Origin of the sequence: Chitinophaga sp. YIM B06452, assembly GCF_039655965.1 — a bacterium.
Classification (GTDB): Bacteria; Bacteroidota; Bacteroidia; order Chitinophagales; family Chitinophagaceae; genus Chitinophaga.
On the sequence record NZ_JAWLKY010000001.1, the window covers coordinates 140,942 to 161,673 of the forward strand.

Annotated in this window: 15 protein-coding genes; 2 read left to right on the forward strand and 13 right to left on the reverse strand. The window is 54.2% G+C overall.

Going from position 1 to position 20,732, the window contains the following annotated elements; all coding sequences use genetic code 11:
* Positions 1–111: 111 nt before the first annotated feature.
* The 8 genes from R3I13_RS00525 to kduI all read right to left on the reverse strand — a co-directional run bounded on the left by R3I13_RS00525 (position 112) and on the right by kduI (position 11,207).
* On the reverse strand, positions 112–321 hold the full coding sequence (locus R3I13_RS00525; RefSeq protein WP_346315947.1) for a hypothetical protein: 210 nt from the start codon (positions 319–321) through the stop codon (positions 112–114).
* A 22-nt stretch (positions 322–343) separates the two neighbouring features.
* Positions 344–2,560: a heavy metal translocating P-type ATPase gene (locus tag R3I13_RS00530; RefSeq protein WP_346315948.1), complete on the reverse strand. Its 2,217-nt coding sequence runs from the start codon at positions 2,558–2,560 to the stop codon at positions 344–346.
* Positions 2,561–2,674: 114 nt separating this feature from the next.
* The gene (locus R3I13_RS00535) at positions 2,675–4,936 is read right to left on the reverse strand and encodes a cation:proton antiporter (protein WP_346315949.1); all 2,262 of its coding nucleotides are present in this window, start codon (positions 4,934–4,936) and stop codon (positions 2,675–2,677) included.
* A 143-nt stretch (positions 4,937–5,079) separates the two neighbouring features.
* Positions 5,080–6,267, reverse strand: coding sequence for a glucuronyl hydrolase (locus R3I13_RS00540; protein ID WP_346315950.1), 1,188 nt, complete (start codon positions 6,265–6,267; stop codon positions 5,080–5,082).
* An 8-nt stretch (positions 6,268–6,275) separates the two neighbouring features.
* Positions 6,276–7,322 carry a LacI family DNA-binding transcriptional regulator gene (locus tag R3I13_RS00545; RefSeq protein ID WP_346315951.1) on the reverse strand — a complete coding sequence of 349 codons (1,047 nt, stop codon included), beginning with the start codon at positions 7,320–7,322 and terminating at the stop codon, positions 6,276–6,278.
* A 15-nt stretch (positions 7,323–7,337) separates the two neighbouring features.
* A complete protein-coding gene (locus tag R3I13_RS00550) occupies positions 7,338–8,120 on the reverse strand; it encodes an SDR family NAD(P)-dependent oxidoreductase (protein ID WP_346315952.1) in 783 nt (260 codons plus the stop codon).
* 4 nt (positions 8,121–8,124) lie between these two features.
* The gene (locus R3I13_RS00555; RefSeq protein WP_346315953.1) at positions 8,125–10,296 is read right to left on the reverse strand and encodes a glycoside hydrolase family 88 protein; all 2,172 of its coding nucleotides are present in this window, start codon (positions 10,294–10,296) and stop codon (positions 8,125–8,127) included.
* Positions 10,297–10,364: 68 nt separating this feature from the next.
* Positions 10,365–11,207: a 5-dehydro-4-deoxy-D-glucuronate isomerase gene (gene kduI / locus R3I13_RS00560; protein WP_346315954.1), complete on the reverse strand. Its 843-nt coding sequence runs from the start codon at positions 11,205–11,207 to the stop codon at positions 10,365–10,367.
* A 257-nt stretch (positions 11,208–11,464) separates the two neighbouring features.
* Between kduI and R3I13_RS00565 the strand changes: the two genes are divergently transcribed.
* Positions 11,465–13,111: an altronate dehydratase family protein gene (locus R3I13_RS00565; RefSeq protein WP_346315955.1), complete on the forward strand. Its 1,647-nt coding sequence runs from the start codon at positions 11,465–11,467 to the stop codon at positions 13,109–13,111.
* A gap of 245 nt (positions 13,112–13,356) precedes the next feature.
* On the opposite strand, the gene R3I13_RS00570 is transcribed toward R3I13_RS00565, so the two are convergent.
* From R3I13_RS00570 to R3I13_RS00590, 5 genes are read right to left on the reverse strand one after another with little or no spacing between them, the layout of a single operon-like run.
* Positions 13,357–14,652, reverse strand: a complete 1,296-nt coding sequence (locus R3I13_RS00570; RefSeq protein WP_346315956.1) for an MFS transporter — start codon at positions 14,650–14,652, stop codon at positions 13,357–13,359.
* Positions 14,653–14,691: 39 nt separating this feature from the next.
* Positions 14,692–15,354 carry a bifunctional 4-hydroxy-2-oxoglutarate aldolase/2-dehydro-3-deoxy-phosphogluconate aldolase gene (gene eda, locus R3I13_RS00575; protein WP_346315957.1) on the reverse strand — a complete coding sequence of 221 codons (663 nt, stop codon included), beginning with the start codon at positions 15,352–15,354 and terminating at the stop codon, positions 14,692–14,694.
* A 5-nt stretch (positions 15,355–15,359) separates the two neighbouring features.
* The gene (locus tag R3I13_RS00580) at positions 15,360–16,358 is read right to left on the reverse strand and encodes a sugar kinase (RefSeq protein ID WP_346315958.1); all 999 of its coding nucleotides are present in this window, start codon (positions 16,356–16,358) and stop codon (positions 15,360–15,362) included.
* Complete coding sequence (uxaC, locus tag R3I13_RS00585) at positions 16,358–17,752, reverse strand: glucuronate isomerase (RefSeq protein ID WP_346315959.1); 1,395 nt, start codon at positions 17,750–17,752, stop codon at positions 16,358–16,360. Before uxaC ends, R3I13_RS00580 begins: the two co-directional genes overlap by 1 nt.
* Positions 17,753–17,762: 10 nt before the next feature.
* Entirely contained in the window at positions 17,763–19,229 is a 1,467-nt protein-coding gene (locus R3I13_RS00590; RefSeq protein ID WP_346315960.1) for a tagaturonate reductase, read from the reverse strand.
* A 310-nt stretch (positions 19,230–19,539) separates the two neighbouring features.
* Between R3I13_RS00590 and mnmA the strand changes: the two genes are divergently transcribed.
* Positions 19,540–20,631: a tRNA 2-thiouridine(34) synthase MnmA gene (gene mnmA / locus R3I13_RS00595; RefSeq protein WP_346315961.1), complete on the forward strand. Its 1,092-nt coding sequence runs from the start codon at positions 19,540–19,542 to the stop codon at positions 20,629–20,631.
* Positions 20,632–20,732: the final 101 nt, after the last annotated feature.

Consider the following 20,732-nt stretch of genomic DNA (forward strand, 5'->3'; position numbering starts at 1 on the left):
ATATCATAAAGTTATATAACAGGATGCTGTTGTTTCAATTTTTCATACAACAAAAAAAGGTTGCAGCCCCTAAGCCACAACCTTTGCATCTGCATCTGCATATGTTTCCGTTTACAATGCTTCCGCCTTGAAACCCGCTTTCTTCACCGTGTTTTCCACTTCTTCCGCCGAAAGCGTGCTGGTGGAAACCGTCAGTATCTTCTCCGGGTTGCTGGTGTCCACTTCCCAGTGCGCGATCTCTTTTTCGCCGTCCAGGTGAGGGCTTACGGACCTGATGCATCCGCTGCAATTGATGTTGGTCTTGAATTTTAACGTTTTCATGATTTCCTTTTTTTTGTTTCTGTCAGATTTTTGAAAGTTTTAAACGAAGGCTGTTGCTCACGACGGACACGGAACTGAGTGCCATGGCGGCGCCCGCCAGCATTGGGTCCAGTGCGAAGCCGGTGATGGGTATGAGCAGCCCCGCCGCAACAGGTATGCCGATCACGTTGTAGATGAAGGCCCAGAACAGGTTCTGACGTATCAGCCGTACAGTTTTCCGGGAAAGGCGGATGGCTTTGGGTATCTGCTGAAGATCGGAAGAGATGAGGGTCATCATCGCTACGTCCATCGCAATATCTGTGCCTTTGCCCATGGCAATGCTTACGTCAGCCTGCGCCAGCGCGTGACTGTCGTTGATGCCGTCGCCCACCATCGCCACGGTTTTGCCGCCCTGCTGTAATTGTTTGATGAAATCGGCTTTACCTGAAGGCAGCAGCCCTGCCTGCACGTGCCTGATGCCGGTTTCCCGGGCCACGGCGGCGGCGGTCTGCGGATTGTCGCCCGTGAGCATATACACTTCAATGCCCATTTCCTGCAAACGCTTCACAGCAGCGGCAGAGCCGGCTTTCACCTTGTCTGCAATCGCGATCACTGCCAGCGCCTGCTGCGCATCCGCAAACCAGATCACGGTGTGGGCGTTGTTCAGCCATGCATCCGACTGCTTTTGCAGCTCCGCGGAGATGGCAATGCGGTGTTCATCCAGCAGCTGGCGGTTGCCGGCGTAAAAGGTCTTATTGTCAAATGTTCCTTTCACGCCGCGGCCTGTAATGCTTTCGAAATGCTGCAATTCAGGGGTGGCGATGCCGTCCAGGTGTTTAACGATGGCTTCCGCCAGCGGGTGTTCTGATTCTTTTTCGAGTGCGTACAGCACGCCGGTGTATTGCAGGCGCTCCTGCTCTGTGCGCCACCGTTCGCCCGTTACGGCGGGCTTGCCTTCGGTGATGGTGCCGGTTTTGTCGAGGATCAGGGCTTGAATCCGGTAGGCCTTTTCAAGGCTTTCCGCGTCTTTGATCAGGATACCGTTCTCCGCGCCTTTGCCCATCCCCACCATAATCGCGGTGGGCGTAGCCAGGCCCAGCGCGCAGGGGCAGGCAATTACCAGCACGGTCACCAGCGCCAGCAAGCCCTGGGTGAGCCCGTTGGCGCCTCCCCATATCATCCACGCGGCAAAGGCCAGCAGGGCAATGCCGATCACCACGGGCACGAAAATGCCGGCCACTTTGTCCACCAGCTTCTGCACGGGCGCTTTAGAGCCCTGGGCTTCCTGCACTTTGCGGATGATCTGCGCCAGCAGTGTGTCGCCGCCTACCTGTTTGGCCTTGAAGCGGAAACTGCCTTTCTGGTTGAGCGTTCCGGCAAACACGCCGCTGCCGTTCTCTTTGGCCACGGCCACCGGTTCGCCGGTGATCATGCTTTCATCCACATACGATTTGCCCTGCACAACGGTACCGTCTACCGGCACCTGTTCACCGGGCTTTACCAGCAACACATCATTCACCTGCACTTCCGCCAGCGGCACCACTTCCTCGCGGCCGTCCCGGCCGATGCGCGTAACGGTATTGGGTTGCAGGCCCATCAGTTTTTTGATGGCGGAGGAAGTGGAGGCTTTGGCCCTTTCTTCCAGCAGCTTGCCGAGTAAAATAAAGGCGATCACCACCGCCGCCGCCTCGAAGTACACATGGGCGTGAAGGCCGCGGCTGTGCCAGAATTCAGGGTTCAGGGTGTTGAATATGCTGAAGATGTATGCAATACTCGTGCTTAGGGCTACCAGCGTGTCCATGTTGGCTTTGCCGTTGCGCGCCTGTTTCCATGCGTTGACGAAGAACTGCCGGCCCAGTACCAGCACTACCGGCGTAGCCAGGGTCCACATGATATAATTGGCGTAAGGCATTTCCATCCAGAACATGCCGATGACGATCAGCGGGATGGAAAAGATGACGGACCACAGCGTTCTTTGCTTCAGGGAACTGTAATGGGCGCGCTGGTGGTCTTCCAGGCTGCCGTTCATATTATCGGTGAGCAGGTCGTAGCCTACGGACTGGATGGCTTTTTTCCACTCGGCGGGGTTGGCGGCCGAAGGCGTGTATTCCACGAGGGCGGAGCTGCTGGCAAAATTCACGGCTACGGAGCGTATGCCGGGCTGCGCCATCAGCATGCTTTCCACCGAGCCGGCGCATGCCGCGCAGCTCATGCCTGTAACCGGGAAGCTTTGTTTTACCGTTGGTTCCATTGTATTCATCGTTGTTTCTTTTTTGATGATACAAAGGTCCGGCAGAACGGCCGCCCGGCTGTTATACAATTAAGGGAAAGATTTACATGATTTTTCTCCGGGGCCGGAAGGCTTTACCCTGGCTCATTCCGGGGAGCGGTCCATATTTTTCGGCGCCTCTCCTTTCGTTCTGAACAGGGCCGCCGTGCGCCTGGGATTGCCTACTACCCACACCACGTCGCCTTCTTCCAGCATCATGTCCGAAACCGGGTTCAGGATACGTTCTTCCCCGCGTTCGATGCCCACTACCATGCTGTGCGCCAGCTCACGGATGCCGCTCTGGCGGATGGTTTTGCCGAACACCTGGCTGCCGCGCTGCACATCGTAGCGGCGGAGCTCCACTTCGGAACGCGCCTGCTTCAGCGCGGGCACATGATATTCAATATAGCTGCGGAAAGCGGTGATCTGTTCGTCTGTACCGATCACCTGCAGGCGGTCGCCGGGGTACAGCCTTTCGGATTTAGGCGGGATGGGGATCAGCCGCTCTCCCCTTTCGATGAGGGCGATGTTCACCCCGTATTTCTCGCGCAGGCCCAGCTCTTCGAGGGTCCTTCCCACGCCTTCCCAATCTGCATGCACATGAAACGAAGCCAGGTGGGCATCCCAGGGGGCCAGCACGGGTTCTTTTTTCTTCTGCGCTTCAGCCGCGGCTTCGCGGGCGTTGAAGTTGGAGAAGAACCGGGCTTCCAGCCGGTCGTAAAACACCTGGATGCGCCGGGAGAATATGATCAGCACCGCCACGATCAGCAGGGTAACGGTGAAGGCTATACCGAAAGAGAAGAACCGGCCCAGCATAAACCCGATCAGGAACACGGACAGCGTGATACGGGCAAGGCGCAGCAGCACCAGCGGGCCTTTGTATTTGTTCTGCGCGCGCAGGTTCGAAAAGGCCTTCCCCTGCACCTGCCTCACCGCCAAAGCCCAAAGGAACGGGGCCATGGCCAGGAAGGTGAGCACGGCGGTCACAATCTTGCCGTACCGTATGCCTGCCAGCTCATTGGCCTTGGGAAGGATGTAGATGGAAGAAAGCAGCCCGATGGCGATCAGTATCACAGAGCAAACCACGGTATTGGTGAGGTATCCTTTGAGCAACACCTGCCAGTCGGAGGCCTGGGAGATCGTCTGCGCACCGCTGCTGTAGCGGGCCAGGGAAGCTTTCCATTTTTCAGGCAAACGTTTATCCAGCCACGCATAAAATGGTTCAGCCACTTTGATCATGTAAGGCGTAGTAAAAGTAGTGACCGCGGAAACCGCCACAGCAATGGGATACAGGAAATCGCTGGTTACTTTCAGCGTAAGCCCCAGCGTTGCGATAATGAATGAGAACTCACCGATCTGCGCAAGGCTCATACCGGCCTGAACGGAAGATTTCAGCGGCTGGCCAGACAAAACCGCGCCCAGCGTGGTACTGAGCGTTTTACCCACCAGCGTGATCACCGTGATGAGGATCACCGGCCCGAGATAACGCTGCAACATTTCCGGGTCTATCAGCATACCTACGGATACAAAAAATATCGCACCGAACAGGTCTTTCACCGATTTCACCAAATGCTCGATCTTCTCCGCCTGCGTGGTTTCTGCGAGGATAGACCCCATGATGAAAGCGCCCAGCGCGGCGGAAAAACCTACCTGCGTAGCCAGCACCACCATCAGTAAACACAGAGCGATAGCCGTGACCAGCAAGGTTTCCTCGCTCATCAGCTTCTTCGTTTTCTTCAGTAAAGTAGGTATGAAAAATATGCCGCCGATGAACCAGAGAATAAGGAAGAACACGAGCTTCACCACCGAGATCAGCATTTCCGTGCCGGCGAACTGCTGGCTTACGGCGAGGGTGGAAAGCAACACCAGCAGCACGATCGCGATGAGGTCTTCCACGACCAGTATGCCAAACACAAGCCCGGCGAACTTCTGCCCCTTCACGCCCAGCTCTTCAAACGCCCTGATAATAATAGTGGTGGAAGAAATGGAGAGCACGCCGCCAAGGAAAATACTGTCCATGGTATTCCAGCCCAGCAGCTTACCCGTAATATAACCGAAGCCGAGCATCACCACCACTTCCACGAAAGCCGTGATGGACGCTGAACCGCCCACTTTCATGAGCTTTTTGAAACTGAACTCGAGGCCAAGGCTGAATAAGAGGAAGATCACGCCGATTTCGGACCAGATCTGGATGTTGTCCTTTTCCTGTACGGTGGGGAACAAATCGAAGTACGGACCTACCAGGATGCCGGCAATCAGGTAGCCGAGCACCAATGGCTGCTTCAGTTTTTTGAATATCAAAGTCGTGACTGCCGCGGCCCCCAGGATGAGGGCGAGGTCTGTAATAAGATTTGGTAAATGAATCATACTCCCCTGTTTTCGTTATCGGTTGTGGCTAAAATAACGAAAAAATCCGGGAGCGCCGGTCAATAAAGAACAAGGAATGTAGCACGGTGGCTGCATTCCTTGTCAATAAAGGTCAAACCGGGATTATTAAAATCCCATTAAAATTATTTGCCTGCCCATTGTTTGTAGCGGAGCAGGCCTTCGATGAAGTAATAGTCGGCATAAGATAGAGGCACGTCAATCTCGGATTTGCCGGGCATAGAGCCGGTGCTGTGCATGAGAATGAAGTTGTTGTTCTCTCCTTCTTTGGCGCGGTAAGCCGGGCCTGCGAGGCTCGCCAGTGCGTCGGCACCTGCATTCCAGTAACGTTTGCTTTCTGCTTTGCCGGTGTAGCGGCTCAGCTCCAGCAGCGCGGAAGCCATCACAGCAGCGGCGGACGCGTCGCGGATGGCGTTGGGGATTTCCGGCGCATCGTAGTCGTAGTACGGCACCAGGTCTTTCGGCATGTGTGGATGATTTAGCATGTAATCGGCGATATGGCGCGCCTGGTCCAGGTATTTTTTGTCTTTCGTTTCGCGGTACATCATGGTATAGCCGTACAGGCCCCAGGCCTGGCCGCGGCTCCATGCGGAAGCGTCGGAATGGCCCTGGTGGGTCTTTTTGGCGAACACCTGGCCGCTAATGGTATCGTAGTCGATGACGTGGTAAGAGCTGTAGTCGTCGCGGAAATGATTTTTCATCGTGGTGTTCGCATGGTTCACCGCGATCTTGTAAAACATGCTGTCACCGCTGTTTTTTGTCGCCCAGCAAAGCATTTCCAGGTTCATCATATTGTCTATGATCACGGGACATTTCCAGCCGGTATGGTCCCAGCTGCGGATGGCGCCGATGGTGGGCTTGTAGCGCTGAATGAGCGAGCGCGAGCTGGTCATAAGTATATCTTTCGCGCCTGGCGTGCCTTCCAGCCTCAGCTCGTTGCCGAAGCTGCAATACATCAGGAACCCGAGGTCGTGCGTGTTGGTGCGGTATTGGTCCGGCAGCAGGTATTGCTGGCGCTTGAGGGCTTCCTGCTTAAATGCGGGGTCCTTCGTGAATTCGTAAAGATACCAGCAGCTGCCGGGATAAAAACCTGCGGTCCACCAGTTGTACTTCGCCGTCATAAGGCTGCCGTCTTTATTAGCGGAGCGGGGGAAAAGAGAATCCGGCAGCGATTGCATCATGTGCCTGTATTGCTTTGCAGAGAATTGGAGGCTTTCGTCTGCCAGCGCTTTCATCTGTTTTACAGACAGCTTCGTCTGCGCCTGCGCGTGGAAAGTGCCGCAGGCGAGTAATAAAAAGACAATTTTCTTCATAATGTGGATCATTTTTTCTTTTTGGAAGCTCCCGCGGAGCTTTCCCTCGTCACCAGCTGTATCGGCACTATTTCCTGTGAATGCCGGTATGCCGGCGGATGTTTGGCTTGTATCAGGTCCATCAGCGCCGCTACCACCCTTTCGCCCATGGTGGTGGGGTATTGGTCCACAGACGTGATGGCCGGCGTTACGATCTCCGTGCGCGGGTCGTTGGAATAACCTACGATCTTGCAGTCTTCCGGCACTTTGATGCCGTTCTTGCGGCAGTATTCCAGCAGGGTGATGGCCGTGGTATCATTGGTGGCAAAGATCCCGTCGGGGATGGGCTTCTGGGAAAATATCTTCTCCGCGGTGGCCCATGCGTTCTCCCGGGTGAGCTCGTGGAAGAACACGCGCGATTTGTTGTAAGGCCGCTTGTGCCTTTGCAGGCCTTCCTTGTAGCCCGCCAACCTTTCCTTGTAGAGGTTGCAGGTGAGCGGGCCTGATATGTGCACAATGTCCTTGCAGCCCTGTTCCACCAGGTGTTCCGTGGCAAGCAGGCCTCCCAGGAAATCGTCGCCTTTGATCACTTTCACGTTGTAGTCTTTGTTGGGAACGCGGTCAAAGAAAACGATGGGGATGTTTTGTTGTTTGAATATATCGAAATGAGAAAAATCGGTGGTGTACAATGTGGCTGAAACCGCCAGCCCGTCTACGCGCGCGGAGTAAAGGGTATTGGCCAGGGCTATCTCCTGTTCGAGGGAATCGTTGCTTTGGCAGATGATGAGGTTATACCCGTACTCCATCAGTTTATTCTGGATGATGGTGCTGATGGCGGCGGGGTAGAACATGGAGATACGCGGCACGATGAGGCCGATGGTCTTGCTCTTGTTGTTACGCAAACCGGCGGCCATAGCATTGGGGCGGTACCCCAGCTTGCGGGCCATCTTCTTTACCCTGTCCTTCGTTTTGGCGCTGATGTTAGGGTGGTCATTCAGGGCACGGGATACGGTAGACACGGAGAGTTTCAGCTCTTCCGCGATATCTACGATTGTTTTCTCAGAACGTACAGACATATTCGTTAGTTAAGTTTACCTGCCCATCCAGCCGCCGTCTACCGTCATTACGGTGCCATGCATATAGCCGGATGCATCAGAGGCCAGAAATACGACCGGTCCTGTAAAATCTTCCGGCTCGCCCCAGCGTGCGGCAGGGATGCGCTCCAGGATGCCCTGGCTGCGTTTTTCATCGGCACGCAATGCGGCGGTGTTATCCGTGGAAATATAACCCGGCGCAATGGCATTCACGTTCACGCCGCGGGAAGCCCATTCGTTGGCGAAAGCTTTGGTAAGCTGTCCTACAGCGCCCTTGCTGGCCGCGTAACCCGGCACGTTGATGCCGCCCTGGAAAGTAAGCAGCGATGCGGTGAATATCACTTTCCCCTTCCCGCGTTCCAGCATTCCTTTGCCGATCTCCCGGGTGAGGATGAACTGGGCCGTCTGGTTGATGGCGATCACTTCATCCCAGTATTCGTCCGGGTGCTCTGCGGCGGGTTTGCGCATGATAGTGCCTGCATTGTTCACGAGAATATCTATCACCGGAAAATCCTTTTGGACCGTTCCGATAAAATTATACAATGCTTCGCGCTTCCCAAAATCGCATTGGTAAGCTTTAAAGCGGCGGCCGGTGGCCAGCACCGCTTTTTCTACGTCGCTGCCGTTCAGTTCGAGGGAGGCCGATACGCCGATGATGTCGGCGCCGGCCTCTGCCAGGGCCACTGCCATGGCTTTGCCGATGCCTCTTTTACACCCGGTGACCAGCGCGGTTTTGCCTTTCAGGCTGAAAAGATCGAGTACGCTCATTGTGCGGATCATTTTTTTACTTGTAAATTTTAACCCTCACAGGCCTGGCCAGGCGCGCCGCCTGCTGCCGGAGATAGGTAAACCATTCGTCTGCGCCGGTAATAACGCCGGCCTTATCCCAGGCTCCCCCTGTGTAGTAAGTTACAGATTTGTTTTTATCCGTTGCGGAAACGGCCAGCAGGTGGCCTTTCTCCACTTTCATTTCTTTTACGGGGTTCAGCATCACGCAACCGATGCCGGTGGTGCCGTCCTCGCCGTGGCGCGGTTCCCAGTAGCCCATCACGCCGGTTTTCTCATCCAGCCAGATGGTGCCGGCTTCTTTGCGTTTGCTGATGCCGATGGCCACCGGCAGCGTATCCGAATAGCGGATCTCCATTTTGCTGAGCTGGGCATGCGCGTCGATGGATACGGTTTTGGTGACGCTCACCTGCCTGCCGTTCACGTTCCAGGGTTCGTACCCAAGCTCGAAAGTAGTGCGCAGCGCGCCGCTGTCTATGATCCGGTGGCGGGTGTAGTTCCTGGAATGCCAGATGCTGTCTGCCACATACGGCGCAATGCCGCCAGCGCCCAGCATAAGGCCAACATGATAATAATCCAGGCCATCACCATCGTCTTTATGATAATTGGTACGTTTGTACCATTTGTCTATCACAAGGTTGCCGGTGCGTTTGTTCCAGAAGTCAACGCCATAGGCCATTTCTTTCGGGGTGGCTTCCAGCGCCCGGCCATACATGCGGAAGGCCACGCGATCGTTCTCCCAGGCAAAATCGTCTTTCCTTTCCGGCACATAGCGGCCGTAAGTTTTCTTCACAACAGGTTCAGGCAAGCCTTCCTCCAGCGTGGCCATCACCCTGCCGCCCGCTGCCAGCGGGGCATCCACGAGTATCTTCACCGGTTCTTTGCCGCCTTCGTACAATAACTGGTAAGGATATTCTTCCCCGGTGATCGTATTGGTTATCTTGAAAGGCCCCCTGCGCAAAGGTTTCCACTTACCGGCCAGTTCTTTATAGTCCAGTTCCACCAGCCCTGCGGGAGCACCGGCGGGATTGTATAATTCAATGGTAACGGGCCATACCTGTTCTTTCAGGCTGAGCTTTACCAGCTCCGAACCCGCCAGCAGGTAGGCGCCTACGCCGTATACCTCGGTATCGTCTGCCGTAGCGGTGCCCGGCGCTGCGGCGATCATCTGCACATAGCCGAGTTTGCCGTTCGGCTGTACGCAGGACTGCAGGGCTGCCCAGCCTTTCACCAGCACCGGGCGGTAAGTTTCCTTTGGCAAAAGCCCATTGTTGATGCCCCAGCTGATAGCGTACAGGAAAAACCCGGTGCCGCTGGTTTCTTTAGCGGGATAACTCTCCTGGTCCAGCAAGGCCGCATGCCAGGTGCCGTCTGCATTTTGAAGGGAAGCCACTTTGGCCGCCATTTCTTTGAACTGTTGCTCAAAAGCCGCACGGGCAGGGTCTCCCGGCTTAATGTTATTCATCATGCGCACTAATCCGCCCATTACCCAGCCATTGCCGCGGCTCCAGAACACAGGCTGGCCGTTCTTCTCTTTCTGGTCGAAGTAGCGGCCGTCGCGGAAATAAAGTTTATGTTCTTTGCTGTAGAGGTAATCCGATGTTTTCCACCACAGTTTGATGGCGGTTTGCAAATACTTCGGGTCGCCGGTGGCAGTGGAAAGGTAAGCCATCGCGGTGGGGCCCATGAAGAGCGCATCGCACCAGGCCCATTCGCGGTTGTGGATGTTGTTCTTCCATTCCAGGCTTTCCGTATGCGGCTGGGCTACGATGCTGTCTGCCAGCGTGCGCCAGCGGCGGATCATATGATCTTCGCCGTAAACATTGTACAGCTGCGAATAGGTTTGCCCCACACAATAATCGTCCGCGAAAAAGCGGCGGCGGCCTGCGTCCCAGTTGTTCTGATCCGCGATGTTGATCAGCTGCCGGAAGTATTGCTGATCGTTGGCCAGCTCTGCAAATGCATACACGCCGGCATAGAGCGCGCCGTTGGTCCAGTCCGTTTTCGGATGCTCCCACCCTTCACGTTCCAGGTGGCGGAACTGCCAGGCGGCCACCCTTTTCATGGAAGCCATGATGGAATCGGGAAGAAGGCGGGCCTGGGCGCTGGCGGAAAATGCCGTGCCCAGTGATATGCAGGAGCATATGCACCATTGAGTGAATTTCTTCATGGGTCTGAGTATCAGTTATTTCAGTATATACGTTACCGTTAGCACGGCTGTGTTCCCCGGGGAATTTATTACCGCAGGTCGGGAATGGCGCAGTGGTCCATGTCGCCGTAGTCCAGGTTTTCGCCGGCCATACCCCATATGAAGGTATAATTGCTGGTACCTGCGCCGGAGTGGATGGACCATGGCGGTGAAATGACCGCTTCGTTGTTCTGCATCCAGATATGGCGCGTTTCCTGCGGCTGGCCCCAGAAGTGGCATACAGCCTGGCCCTGCGGCACTTCAAAGTAGAAATACACTTCCATGCGGCGGTCGTGCGTGTGCGCGGGCATGGTGTTCCAGGTATTGCCGGGCTTCAGTTCCGTCATACCCATCTGCAATTGACAGGTAGGCAGAACGGAGTTCACCAGCAGTTTGTTGATAGTGCGGTGGTTGGCTGTTTCCTGCGCGCCCAGCGTTACCACGTCTGCTTCAGCGCGGGTGATGCGGCGGGTGGGATATGTCATATGGGCGGGCGTGGAGTTCAGGTAGAAGCGAGCCGGCTCTGCGCCGTTCCTGCTTGAAAAGATCACTTCCTGTTTTCCTTTGCCGATATAAAGCGCTTCCTTAAATCCCAGTTCAAAAATCTCTCCGTCTACACTTACCGAGCCCGCGCCGCCGGTGTTAATGATGCCGAGTTCGCGGCGTTCCAGGAAAAAAGCTGCTTTCAGCGGATCCACGGTTTCCAGCTTTACGGACTGCTTCACGGGCATAATACCGCCGGTGATAAAGCGGTCGTAGTGGCTGTATACCAGTTTCACCTGGTCCTCTGCAAAAAGAGGCGTGATGAGCAGGGCCTCCCTGGCCTGAGTGGTGTTCCAGGCTTTCGCTTCCTGCGGGCTGCTGGCGTATCGAGTTTCTATAGACGTGTTCATCAAAATGTGGATTTTAAAATGAGCTGGTAAAGTATCACCAAAGGTAACCCGCTACCAGGATGAAAGGTAATACGAATCCCCGAAAAATGCAAACGTTTGCATAAAATTGCTATAGAACAGCCTGATATCAGTAGTACCGGGGGCTCCCGGCGGGTTTTCCCCCGGCACTTCCGTACCTTTGGGGCAGGTTAATATCCAATCAAAAAAACAGATTTTAGTATTAACGCGGCGTCGCGAAATGCGCTATTTTGCAGATCATGAACACGTATCTTCAGATTCATCCGAAAGACAATGTGCTGGTGGCTTTACAGGATCTACCGGCAGGGCAGCAAATTCAGTTTAATGGCTCAACAATTCAATTGAAGCAGAACGTTCCCGCTAAACATAAATTCCCCCTCAAACCGCTCAACCCCGGAGATCCCGTGCTGATGTACGGCGTGCTGGTGGGCAAGGCCGTTACGGCTATCCAGGAAGGCGAACCCATTACGGTAAAGAACCTTCAGCACGATGCCAGCGCTTTCCATGAGAAAGACGGCAGCATGGAATGGCTCCGGCCTGATGTGAGCCGCTGGCAGGGCAAGACCTTTTCCGGCTACCACCGGGAAGACGGCCAGGTGGGTACCCGCAATTACTGGCTGGTGATCCCCATGGTATTTTGTGAGAACAGGAATGTGGGCGTCATCAAAACGGCTTTCGAAAAAGGGCTGGGCTTCGCTCCCACCGAGGTGTACAACGAGCAGGTGGCGGACCTGGTGAACCTTTACAAAAGCGGCAACCTTGATGCCATCAAGGATTACAAAGCAGAAGAAGCGGCCAAAACCGCGAAACGCCACCCTGTATTCCCGAATATCGACGGGGTGAAGTTCCTCATCCATGAAGGCGGATGCGGCGGCACCCGCCAGGATTCCGATGCGCTTTGCGCGCTGCTGGCCGGTTACATCCATCACCCCAACGTGGCGGGCGCTACCGTGCTGAGCCTTGGTTGCCAGCACGCGCAGGTTTCCATCCTGCAGGCATCGCTCAAAAAGCTCAACCCTAATTTCTCCAAGCCGGTATTGGTATACGAACAGCAGACCAGCGGTTCCGAATTCAACATGTTATCCAACGCCATCAAGGATACTTTCCTGGCGCTGGTGGAAGCCAATAAGCTGGAACGCAGGCCTGCCCCGCTTTCCAAAGTGGTGATTGGATTGGAATGCGGCGGCTCCGACGGGTTCTCCGGCATTTCCGCCAACCCTGCTATCGGGCACACTTCCGACCTGCTGGTGGCGCTCGGCGGCACCACCATTCTTTCCGAGTTCCCCGAGCTTTGCGGCGTGGAGCAGGAACTGATCAACCGTTGTGAAGACGATACTACGGCGGATAAGTTCATCACCATCATGCGGGCCTACGAAAGCCAGGCGCAGATGGTGGGTTCCGGTTTTCATATGAACCCTTCCCCCGGCAACATCAAGGACGGTCTCATCACCGACGCGATCAAATCCGCCGGCGCAGCCAAAAAAGGCGGCACCTCCCCCGTGAGGGACGTGCTGGATTATACAGAATATGTTACCAAACCCGGTCTCAACCTGCTCTGCACACCGGGCAACGATGTAGAGTCCACCTCCGCGGAAGTGGGTTCCGGCGCTTCGGTGGTATTGTTCACCACCGGCCTGGGCACGCCTACCGGCAACCCCATCGCGCCTGTGGTGAAGCTCTCCACCAATTCGCGCCTCGCGCAGCGCATGCCCGATATCATTGATATAGACACCGGCAGCATCATCAGCGGGCAGAAGACCATTGAGCAAATGGGCGAAGATATTCTCGATTATGTAGTGAAAGTAGCCAGCGGCGAGATCCGCACCAAAGCGGAAGAGCTGCACCAGGATGACTTTATTCCCTGGAAACGCGGGGTGAGCTTGTAAAAATGCCCCCCTTTTGTGCAAAAGCCCCGTCATTGCGAGGAGCAGCAGAGCCAAAGCGGGGGGCGACGAAGCAATCTCTTGCATTGTCTTGATATATTCAGTTTGGAGATTGCTTCGTCGCGTTTCCTGCCGTACAGAATTCCTTGCAGCTCCCCGCAATGACGATGCTTTGCTAGTCAACATCGGCTAAATGAAACGGGCTGCGTCTAACGACGCAGCCCGTTTTTAATATGCACTGGATAAAATTATGCTTCTTCAGGAATCTCCACCTGTTCCATTCGCGGTGCAAACAGGTGCATCGCGCCCCAGGCCAGCAGGTAAGCACAGCCGCAGATCACGAACAGGATGCTGTAACCAGTGCCTATATTGCCTAATGCTTTGTAATGATCCAGCAGCGCCCCCACCAGCAGCGGGAACAGCATGCCGCCGATAGAACCGGCCATACCGCCGATACCTACCACAGAACTGAGCGCAAACTTCGGGAACATGTCTGACGCAGTGGTGAAAATGTTGGCAGACCAGGCCTGGTGCGCCGCAGCTGCTAAGCTGATGAGCGCTACAGCTACCCACATGTTCGTGGCAAAAGGAGCGGTCATAATAGGCAGTACGCAGATGGCGAAAATGAACATGGCTGTTTTACGCGCCTTGAACACAGGCATTCCGCGTTTGATGAAATAGCTGGAAAGGTATCCCCCGCCGATGCTTCCCACGGTAGTGGCCGTATACACAATGATCAGGGGCAGGCCCAGGCTCTTCATGTTCAGGTTGAAAGTAGTGGAGAAATAAGAAGGCAGCCAGAAGAGGAAGAACCACCAGATAGGGTCCGTCAGCAATTTACCGAACACGAAGGCCCATGTTTGGCGGATACCGAACAGTTTCAGCCAGGGAACTTTACGTTTGGAACCGGACTCATCCACGTTGTCGCTATGGATATAATCGTATTCCGCTTTGGTGATCTTTTTATGGCGGGCGGGAATTTCATACATCACGATCCAGAATACCAGCCACACAAAGCCTACAACACCGGTCCAGATAAAGGCTTCCTGCCAGCCGTAATCGGCCGCCAGCCACGGAACTACCGCCGGTGCCGCCACCGCGCCGATGTTGGCGCCGGAGTTGAAAATACCTGTAGCCAGGGCACGTTCTTTTTTGGGAAACCATTCAGCCACCGACTTGATAGCCACCGGGAAGTTGCCCGCCTCACCCAGACCCAATATAGCGCGTGCGGCAGCAAAACCGAAAGTAGATTTTGCAAATGCATGTGCAACTGCCGCAATGCTCCATACTACAATGGACACTGTGTAACCTACTTTAGTGCCAACTTTATCTACAAAACGTCCAAATATGAGCAAGCCAAAAGCGTAACAAGCAGAAAACACCATTACGATCTCGCCATACTGCGTTTCCGTCCAATGAAATTCCTGTTCCAGTATTGGTTTCAGGATACCGATTACCTGCCGGTCTATGTAGTTGATGGTTGTTGCAAAGAAAAGTAGTGCACAGATGCGCCAGCGGTACCGGCCAATTACGGTGGAATTCATTAGTTGATTGTTTAGGATAAATCGAATTGTTACGACAAATTACTGTAATGCCGCAATATATGCAAACGTTTGCTTTATTTTAGCACTCAAGCCTTTCCAGTCCTGCTTTTCAATGGCATTTTTGGAGATGAGATTGGATCCCATGCCCACGCATATCACCCCTGCATCGAACCATTGCTGCAGGTTATCTTTCTCAGGTTCCACTCCCCCGGTTGGCATAAAGCGGAGCGAGGGGAACAAAGGTTTGATCGCTTTTACGAAAGCCGGGCCGAGCGAGCTGCCGGGAAACAGCTTCACCAGCTGCGCGCCGTTCTTCTCTGCAATGGAAATTTCGGTTGGCGTCATGCAGCCGGGTACCCACAGGATATTTTGTTCATGGCAATACGCCGCGGTTTCAGGATCCACCACGGGGCATACAATAAAGTCGGCGCCCATATCCGTGTAAGCTTTGGCGTCCGCAGCGTTTTTGATCGTGCCGATGCCAAGGTGCAAATCGGGCATGGAAGCGGTCTTTACGTCGCGCAGTTCGGCGAAATTATGACGGGCATGCTCTCCCCTGTTGGTAAATTCAAACACACGGATGCCGCCTTCGTAGCAGGCTTTCATCACTTCCACGCATACCGCGGGGTCTTCATGGTAAAATACCGGCACTACTTTCGTGGCCTCAAATGCTGCAATGATCGTATCTGGATGTGGTCTCATTTTCTTTACATCAATTGTGTGATCGATTCTTTCTCCGTCAGGTTAAAATCGCCGGCGCGGAACAGCTTGGAATAGGCTGCTGCAGCGGCATAGGAAATAGTATCCTGGGGGTCGAACCCGTTCAGGTTCGCATGGATAAGACCTGCCATAAAGCTGTCTCCGCTGCCCACACGGTCTACCACTTCATTCGTCTCAAACTGCCTGCTCACGTACAGCTGGCCACCCGTGTAATACACGGCGTAATATAAATTATGCGTGGGCGCGGCCGAGAACCGGAAGGTAAAAGCCACCCTGTCGCATTTTGGAAATTGCTGGATGATGGCGGCTGCAGATTCTTTCGCTGCTTCCAGGTATGACTCCTTTGTATCGGCGGCGATCTTCTCCTGGTTCAAGGGTGTGCCCAGCATCATATTCGCCGCCCAGATGTTGCCCATGATCACATGGCAGTATTGGGTGAGCTCAGGCATTATTTCCAGCGGGCTGCGGCCGTACTGCCACAGCTTGCTCCGATAGTTGAGGTCCGTGGAGATGGTCATCCCCTTGCGGGTAGCCGCTTCCAACACTTCTTTGCAGATGATCACCGCGTCAGGATTTAATGCGGGTGAAATAGCGCTCCAGTGGAACCATTGGGCATCGCCGAGCAATGCATCCCAATCCACGGTGCCCGGCTTGATCTCTGAGAAGCTGGAATATTTGCGGTCGTACACGACTTCCGCATGTTTCAGGTCCGAGCCCTGCGCGAGATAATAAGCGCCGATGCGGTCGCCGCCCCAGAGCATCCTGTCTGTCTGCACACCAACGGCTTGCAACTGCGCCAGCACCTGGCGGCTGAGACCGTTCTCCGGCGTTTTGCTGATATAGGCTACTCTATTGCCCCATATCGCCAAAGAGGCCGCCACATTGGCTTCCGCCCCGCCTACGAACAGCGCGGCGCGCTGCTGCGCCCATTCAGGGCTCAGTCTTAATAATATTTCTCCAAAAGTGATTACAGATACCGGTTGCATCAGAAATTAAAATAGGCTTTGGCATTGTTATAGCAAATATCCTGTACCATTTTCCCTAACCATGGTACATCACCGGGCAGTTCGCCGTTCTCCACATCGTTGCCGATCAAATTACATAATATTCTCCTGAAATACTCATGTCTCGGGAAAGAGAGGAAGCTCCGCGAATCGGTGAGCATGCCCACGAAACGGCTGAGCAGGCCCATGTTGCTGAGCGCGTTCATTTGTTTTTCCATGCCGTCTTTCTGGTCCAGGAACCACCAGCCGGAGCCGAACTGCATTTTGCCGGCTACGCTGCCGTCCTGGAAATTGCCTGCCATAGTGGCGTACACTTCGTTGTAGGCCGGGTTCAGGTTGTATACGATGGTTTTGGCCAGCTTGCCGTCGCGGTCCAGCCGGTCAAAGAAGCGGCTCATGGCTTCGGCCATCGGCCAGTCGCCGATGGAATCCACGCCGGCGTCTGCGCCCAGGCGCTTCAGCAGGCGGGAGTTGTTGTTGCGGATGGCGCCTGCATGGAACTGCTGCACCCAGCCTTTCTCATGGTTCCAGAGGCAAATGTGATGCAGGGTAGCGGATTTGAACATCACGGCAATTTCGTCCGTCACATGCTTACCTTTTGCCAGGTACTGGAAAGCCTCTTCCAGCGTGGCCTCTGTAAAGTCCGCATATACGAAATAGTTCAGCCCGTGGTCGGATAAACGGCCGCCATTTTCATGGAAGTAGTCGTGCCGTTTTTTTAACGCGTCCAGCAGGGACTGGTAACTTTTAATTTCAATACCGGCTGCGGCGCCCAGCTTTTTTATATAAGCGTTGAATGCGGCAGGGTCTTCCACCGCCATGGCTTTATCGGGCCTGAAAGTGGGCAGCACCTTCACTTTGAAGCCCTGCTTGCGGATGGCGATATGATAGTCCAGCGGGTCGGCGGGATCGTCTGTAGTGCACAGGGTATCTACCTTAAAATGCTGAAGCAGCGTTTGCGTGGTAAGCTGCGGCAGCTGTGCGTTGCAGGCTTCATAGATCTTAGCCGCGCTGTTACCGTTCAGCAATCCGGTGACGCCGAAAGGATTCTTCAGCTCCATGTGCGTCCAGTGGTAGAGCGGGTTGCGCATGGTGTAGGGCACGGTTTCGGCCCATACCTTGAACTTGGTGAAATCGTCAGCAGGACCGGTGATGAGGTCTTCATTCACGCCATTGGCGCGCATGGCCCTCCATTTATAATGATCGCCTTTGAGCCAGGCTTCCGTGATGGTGCTGAAGCTGCGGTTGGCCGCAATTTCATCGGGAGGCAGGTGGTTGTGATAGTCGATCACGGGCATATCCTTCGCGTAGTCGAAATATAATTTCCGGGCGGTATCTGTTTGCAGTATAAAGTCTTCTGACAGAAATGCTTTCATGAATGCGTGCTTAAAGAACCTTTGAATGATGGGTGATGTACTCTTTCACGCCGTTCTGCATCATCCCTAACAGGTGATCAGCAACGGTATCGGCAAAACCGGGCAGCGTGTTGAGGTCCGTTTGCCAGAGGCGCTGGTCCGCACAAATGTCTCTCACCATGGCGGACACCTCCGGGTAACCGGCCTTGGCAACCGATTGCCAGTAAGCGGCGAAAATAGCTGCGTTGTCGTCCGTAATATCGTAAAAAGCGTCTTTACGCTGGCCCTGGAACTTGCCGTTCTGCTCCCTGGCCGGTTTGAGGAACAGCAGGGTGCTGGCGAAGCCGAGCATCATCATTTCCGGCAGCAGGCCTTTTGCATCGCGGTAACGGAGCAGGGTCTGCACGTTACGGGCGTTCATTTTGGAGCTTTGCTGGAAGGTAATGCTGATGAGTTTATGTTCGATATACGGATTGGCGAAACGGTCCAGCACGTCTTTGGCAAAAACGGCCGCCTGGGGGCCCAGGTTTTCGAGTGTGGGCAGTATTTCATCCAGCACCACGGTTTCGAAAAAACGGCGCATATAGGCGTCTTGCATGCATTCGTAGACGGTATTCAACCCGGAGAGATAACCCAGGGTTACAGCGGCGGTATGGCTGCCGTTCAGCAGGCGCAGTTTCTGTTCGCGGTACGGTGTGATGCTGGGGGCAATGAGCATGCGGTCGTCCGCCTGGTGGAAAGACAGCTTTTGGGCAACGCCCGCGTCTCCCTCGATGGCCCAGAGCAAGAAAGGCTCTGCTTCGATCCACAGTTCGTCCTCGTAGCCCGCCTTTTCCCAACTTTCCGCCAGGGTTTTCGGTTTGCCGGGCACAATGCGGTCTACCAGCGAATTGCAGAAGCGGTTGCCCTGCCCTATCCACTGGATGAATCCTTCCGGCATCTTGTTATATTCCGCCAGTTTGATGACGATCTCTTTAAGGATCTTGCCATTGTCTACGATCAGTTCGGTGGGGATGATGACAAAGCCAGGCAGCTTGCGGCGGTAACGTTCATGCAGGATGGCAAGCAGCTTACCGGGAAAGGAGGCCGGCACGCCTGCTGTTACATCTTCTTCTACGTATTGAATGCCTACTTCGGTGGTATTGGACACGATCACTTCCAGACTTGGCTGCGCTGCGGCCTCAAGTATTGCCTCCCACTCTGCATTCGATTGCAAAACACGGCTAACAGAAGCATTTATAACGTGTTGATCCACAGGCTGTCCCTGGGAAATTCCTTTGATATGCGTGGTAAAAAGTCCGTCTTGCGTAGCAAACGCCCCGGCATCGCCGTCGGTGGATTTTACCACTACGATGCGGCCGTTGAAGATGTTTTGTTTGTTCGCTTTGTCTACCAGGAAATCTACCAGGCCGCGCAGCAGCACACCGGTACCAAATTGCAGGATTTTTTCAGGAAATTGCAGATAGTCAGGTGAAATGCCCCACTGGGGGTTGTTCATAACGTGTTGCTTATTCAGTCTCGGAAGCATGCATAGATGTTTTATTAAATAACATAGCTAATTTCCAATAAATATATAATTAGCGTTTCAATTTTTTGATAAAATGCTAAAGATTTTATACAAATAGCGCATATCAATCGTTGTAAATTATCCTTATTTAGATTTTTTTACATCTGTCTAACTCCTTCAGCTATAGCCCTATCGGCAGTATCTATAAGCCGGTGCCCCTGTTTTCAAGGGATTTCAGTAATTTTGCGGTCTTAATTCATAGGAACCTGGCTTTGATTATCCGGGTGTTAAACAATATCAGATGAGCAAGCATGGAAAAGTGCTGGTAGCCATGAGCGGGGGGATTGACAGTACGGTCACTGCCCTGATGCTCCATGAGCAGGGATATGAAGTGGTGGGCATCACCATGAAGACCTGGGATTACGCTTCCGCCGGTCCTTCCAAGAAGGAGACCGGCTGCTGCAACCTGGATTCTTTCAACGACGCCCGTGCCGCCGCCGTGCATCACGGTTTCCCGCACTTCATCCTGGACATACGGGACGAATTCGGGGATTTTGTCATTAATAATTTCGTGGACGAATATATCGCGGGCCGCACGCCCAACCCATGCGTACTGTGCAACACGCACATCAAATGGCGCGCGCTTATGAAGCGGGCGGACGCGATGGACTGCGACTTCATTGCCACCGGCCACTACGCCCGCCTCCGCATGGAAAACGGCCGTGGCGTGATCAGCAAAGGCGTGGACGAAACCAAAGACCAGAGCTATGTGCTCTGGGGCCTGGACCAGGACGTAGTGAAACGCACCCTGCTGCCCCTGGGCGGCTACCGCAAAACCGAGATCCGCCAGATGGCCATGGACTTCGGTTACCCCGAACTGGCCAAAAAAGCAGAAAGCTACGAGATATGCTTCGTGCCGGACAATGATTACCGCGGTTTCCTGAAACGGAAGGTAGACGGCCTCGAAGAAAGAGTGAACGGCGGCAACTTCGTGCTGGCAGACGGTACCATCGTAGGCAAACACAAAGGCTACCCCTTCTACACTATCGGCCAGCGCAAAGGGCTGGACATCGCGCTGGGCAGGCCCGTGTTCGTAACCGAGATCATCCCGGAAACCAATACCGTGGTACTCGGCGCCGAAGCAGAACTGAACCGCAGCGAAATGAAAGCAGGCGGCCTCAACTTCGTGAAATACGATCACCTGCCCGAAGGCATGGAATCTGTCGTAAAGATCCGGTACAAAGACAAAGGCACGCTGGCCAATGTATACAACCAGGAAGACGGCACTGTGAAAGTGCATTTCTACGAACAGGTGAAAGGCATTGCGCCCGGGCAGTCTGCAGTGTTTTATGAAGGAGATGATGTGCTGGCGGGGGGGATTATCAGGAGATGATTTTGTTTTGAATAAAAATTAAAAGAGGGAGGCGGATGCTTCCCTTTTTTATTGAGTATAGTTAATCGCTTGGCTATAACAGAGTCAGCCCAATGCTAAAC

Bases quoted from the DNA above. Each gene is read 5' to 3' on its own strand.
- R3I13_RS00525 (WP_346315947.1), bottom strand. From the start codon at position 321: ATGAAAACGTTAAAATTCAAGACCAACATCAATTGCAGCGGATGCATC.
- R3I13_RS00530 (WP_346315948.1), bottom strand. From the start codon at position 2,560: ATGAATACAATGGAACCAACGGTAAAACAAAGCTTCCCGGTTACAGGC.
- R3I13_RS00535 (WP_346315949.1), bottom strand. From the start codon at position 4,936: ATGATTCATTTACCAAATCTTATTACAGACCTCGCCCTCATCCTGGGG.
- R3I13_RS00540 (WP_346315950.1), bottom strand. From the start codon at position 6,267: ATGAAGAAAATTGTCTTTTTATTACTCGCCTGCGGCACTTTCCACGCG.
- R3I13_RS00545 (WP_346315951.1), bottom strand. From the start codon at position 7,322: ATGTCTGTACGTTCTGAGAAAACAATCGTAGATATCGCGGAAGAGCTG.
- R3I13_RS00550 (WP_346315952.1), bottom strand. From the start codon at position 8,120: ATGATCCGCACAATGAGCGTACTCGATCTTTTCAGCCTGAAAGGCAAA.
- R3I13_RS00555 (WP_346315953.1), bottom strand. From the start codon at position 10,296: ATGAAGAAATTCACTCAATGGTGCATATGCTCCTGCATATCACTGGGC.
- kduI (WP_346315954.1), bottom strand. From the start codon at position 11,207: ATGAACACGTCTATAGAAACTCGATACGCCAGCAGCCCGCAGGAAGCG.
- R3I13_RS00565 (WP_346315955.1), top strand. From the start codon at position 11,465: ATGAACACGTATCTTCAGATTCATCCGAAAGACAATGTGCTGGTGGCT.
- R3I13_RS00570 (WP_346315956.1), bottom strand. From the start codon at position 14,652: ATGAATTCCACCGTAATTGGCCGGTACCGCTGGCGCATCTGTGCACTA.
- eda (WP_346315957.1), bottom strand. From the start codon at position 15,354: ATGAGACCACATCCAGATACGATCATTGCAGCATTTGAGGCCACGAAA.
- R3I13_RS00580 (WP_346315958.1), bottom strand. From the start codon at position 16,358: ATGCAACCGGTATCTGTAATCACTTTTGGAGAAATATTATTAAGACTG.
- uxaC (WP_346315959.1), bottom strand. From the start codon at position 17,752: ATGAAAGCATTTCTGTCAGAAGACTTTATACTGCAAACAGATACCGCC.
- R3I13_RS00590 (WP_346315960.1), bottom strand. From the start codon at position 19,229: ATGAACAACCCCCAGTGGGGCATTTCACCTGACTATCTGCAATTTCCT.
- mnmA (WP_346315961.1), top strand. From the start codon at position 19,540: ATGAGCAAGCATGGAAAAGTGCTGGTAGCCATGAGCGGGGGGATTGAC.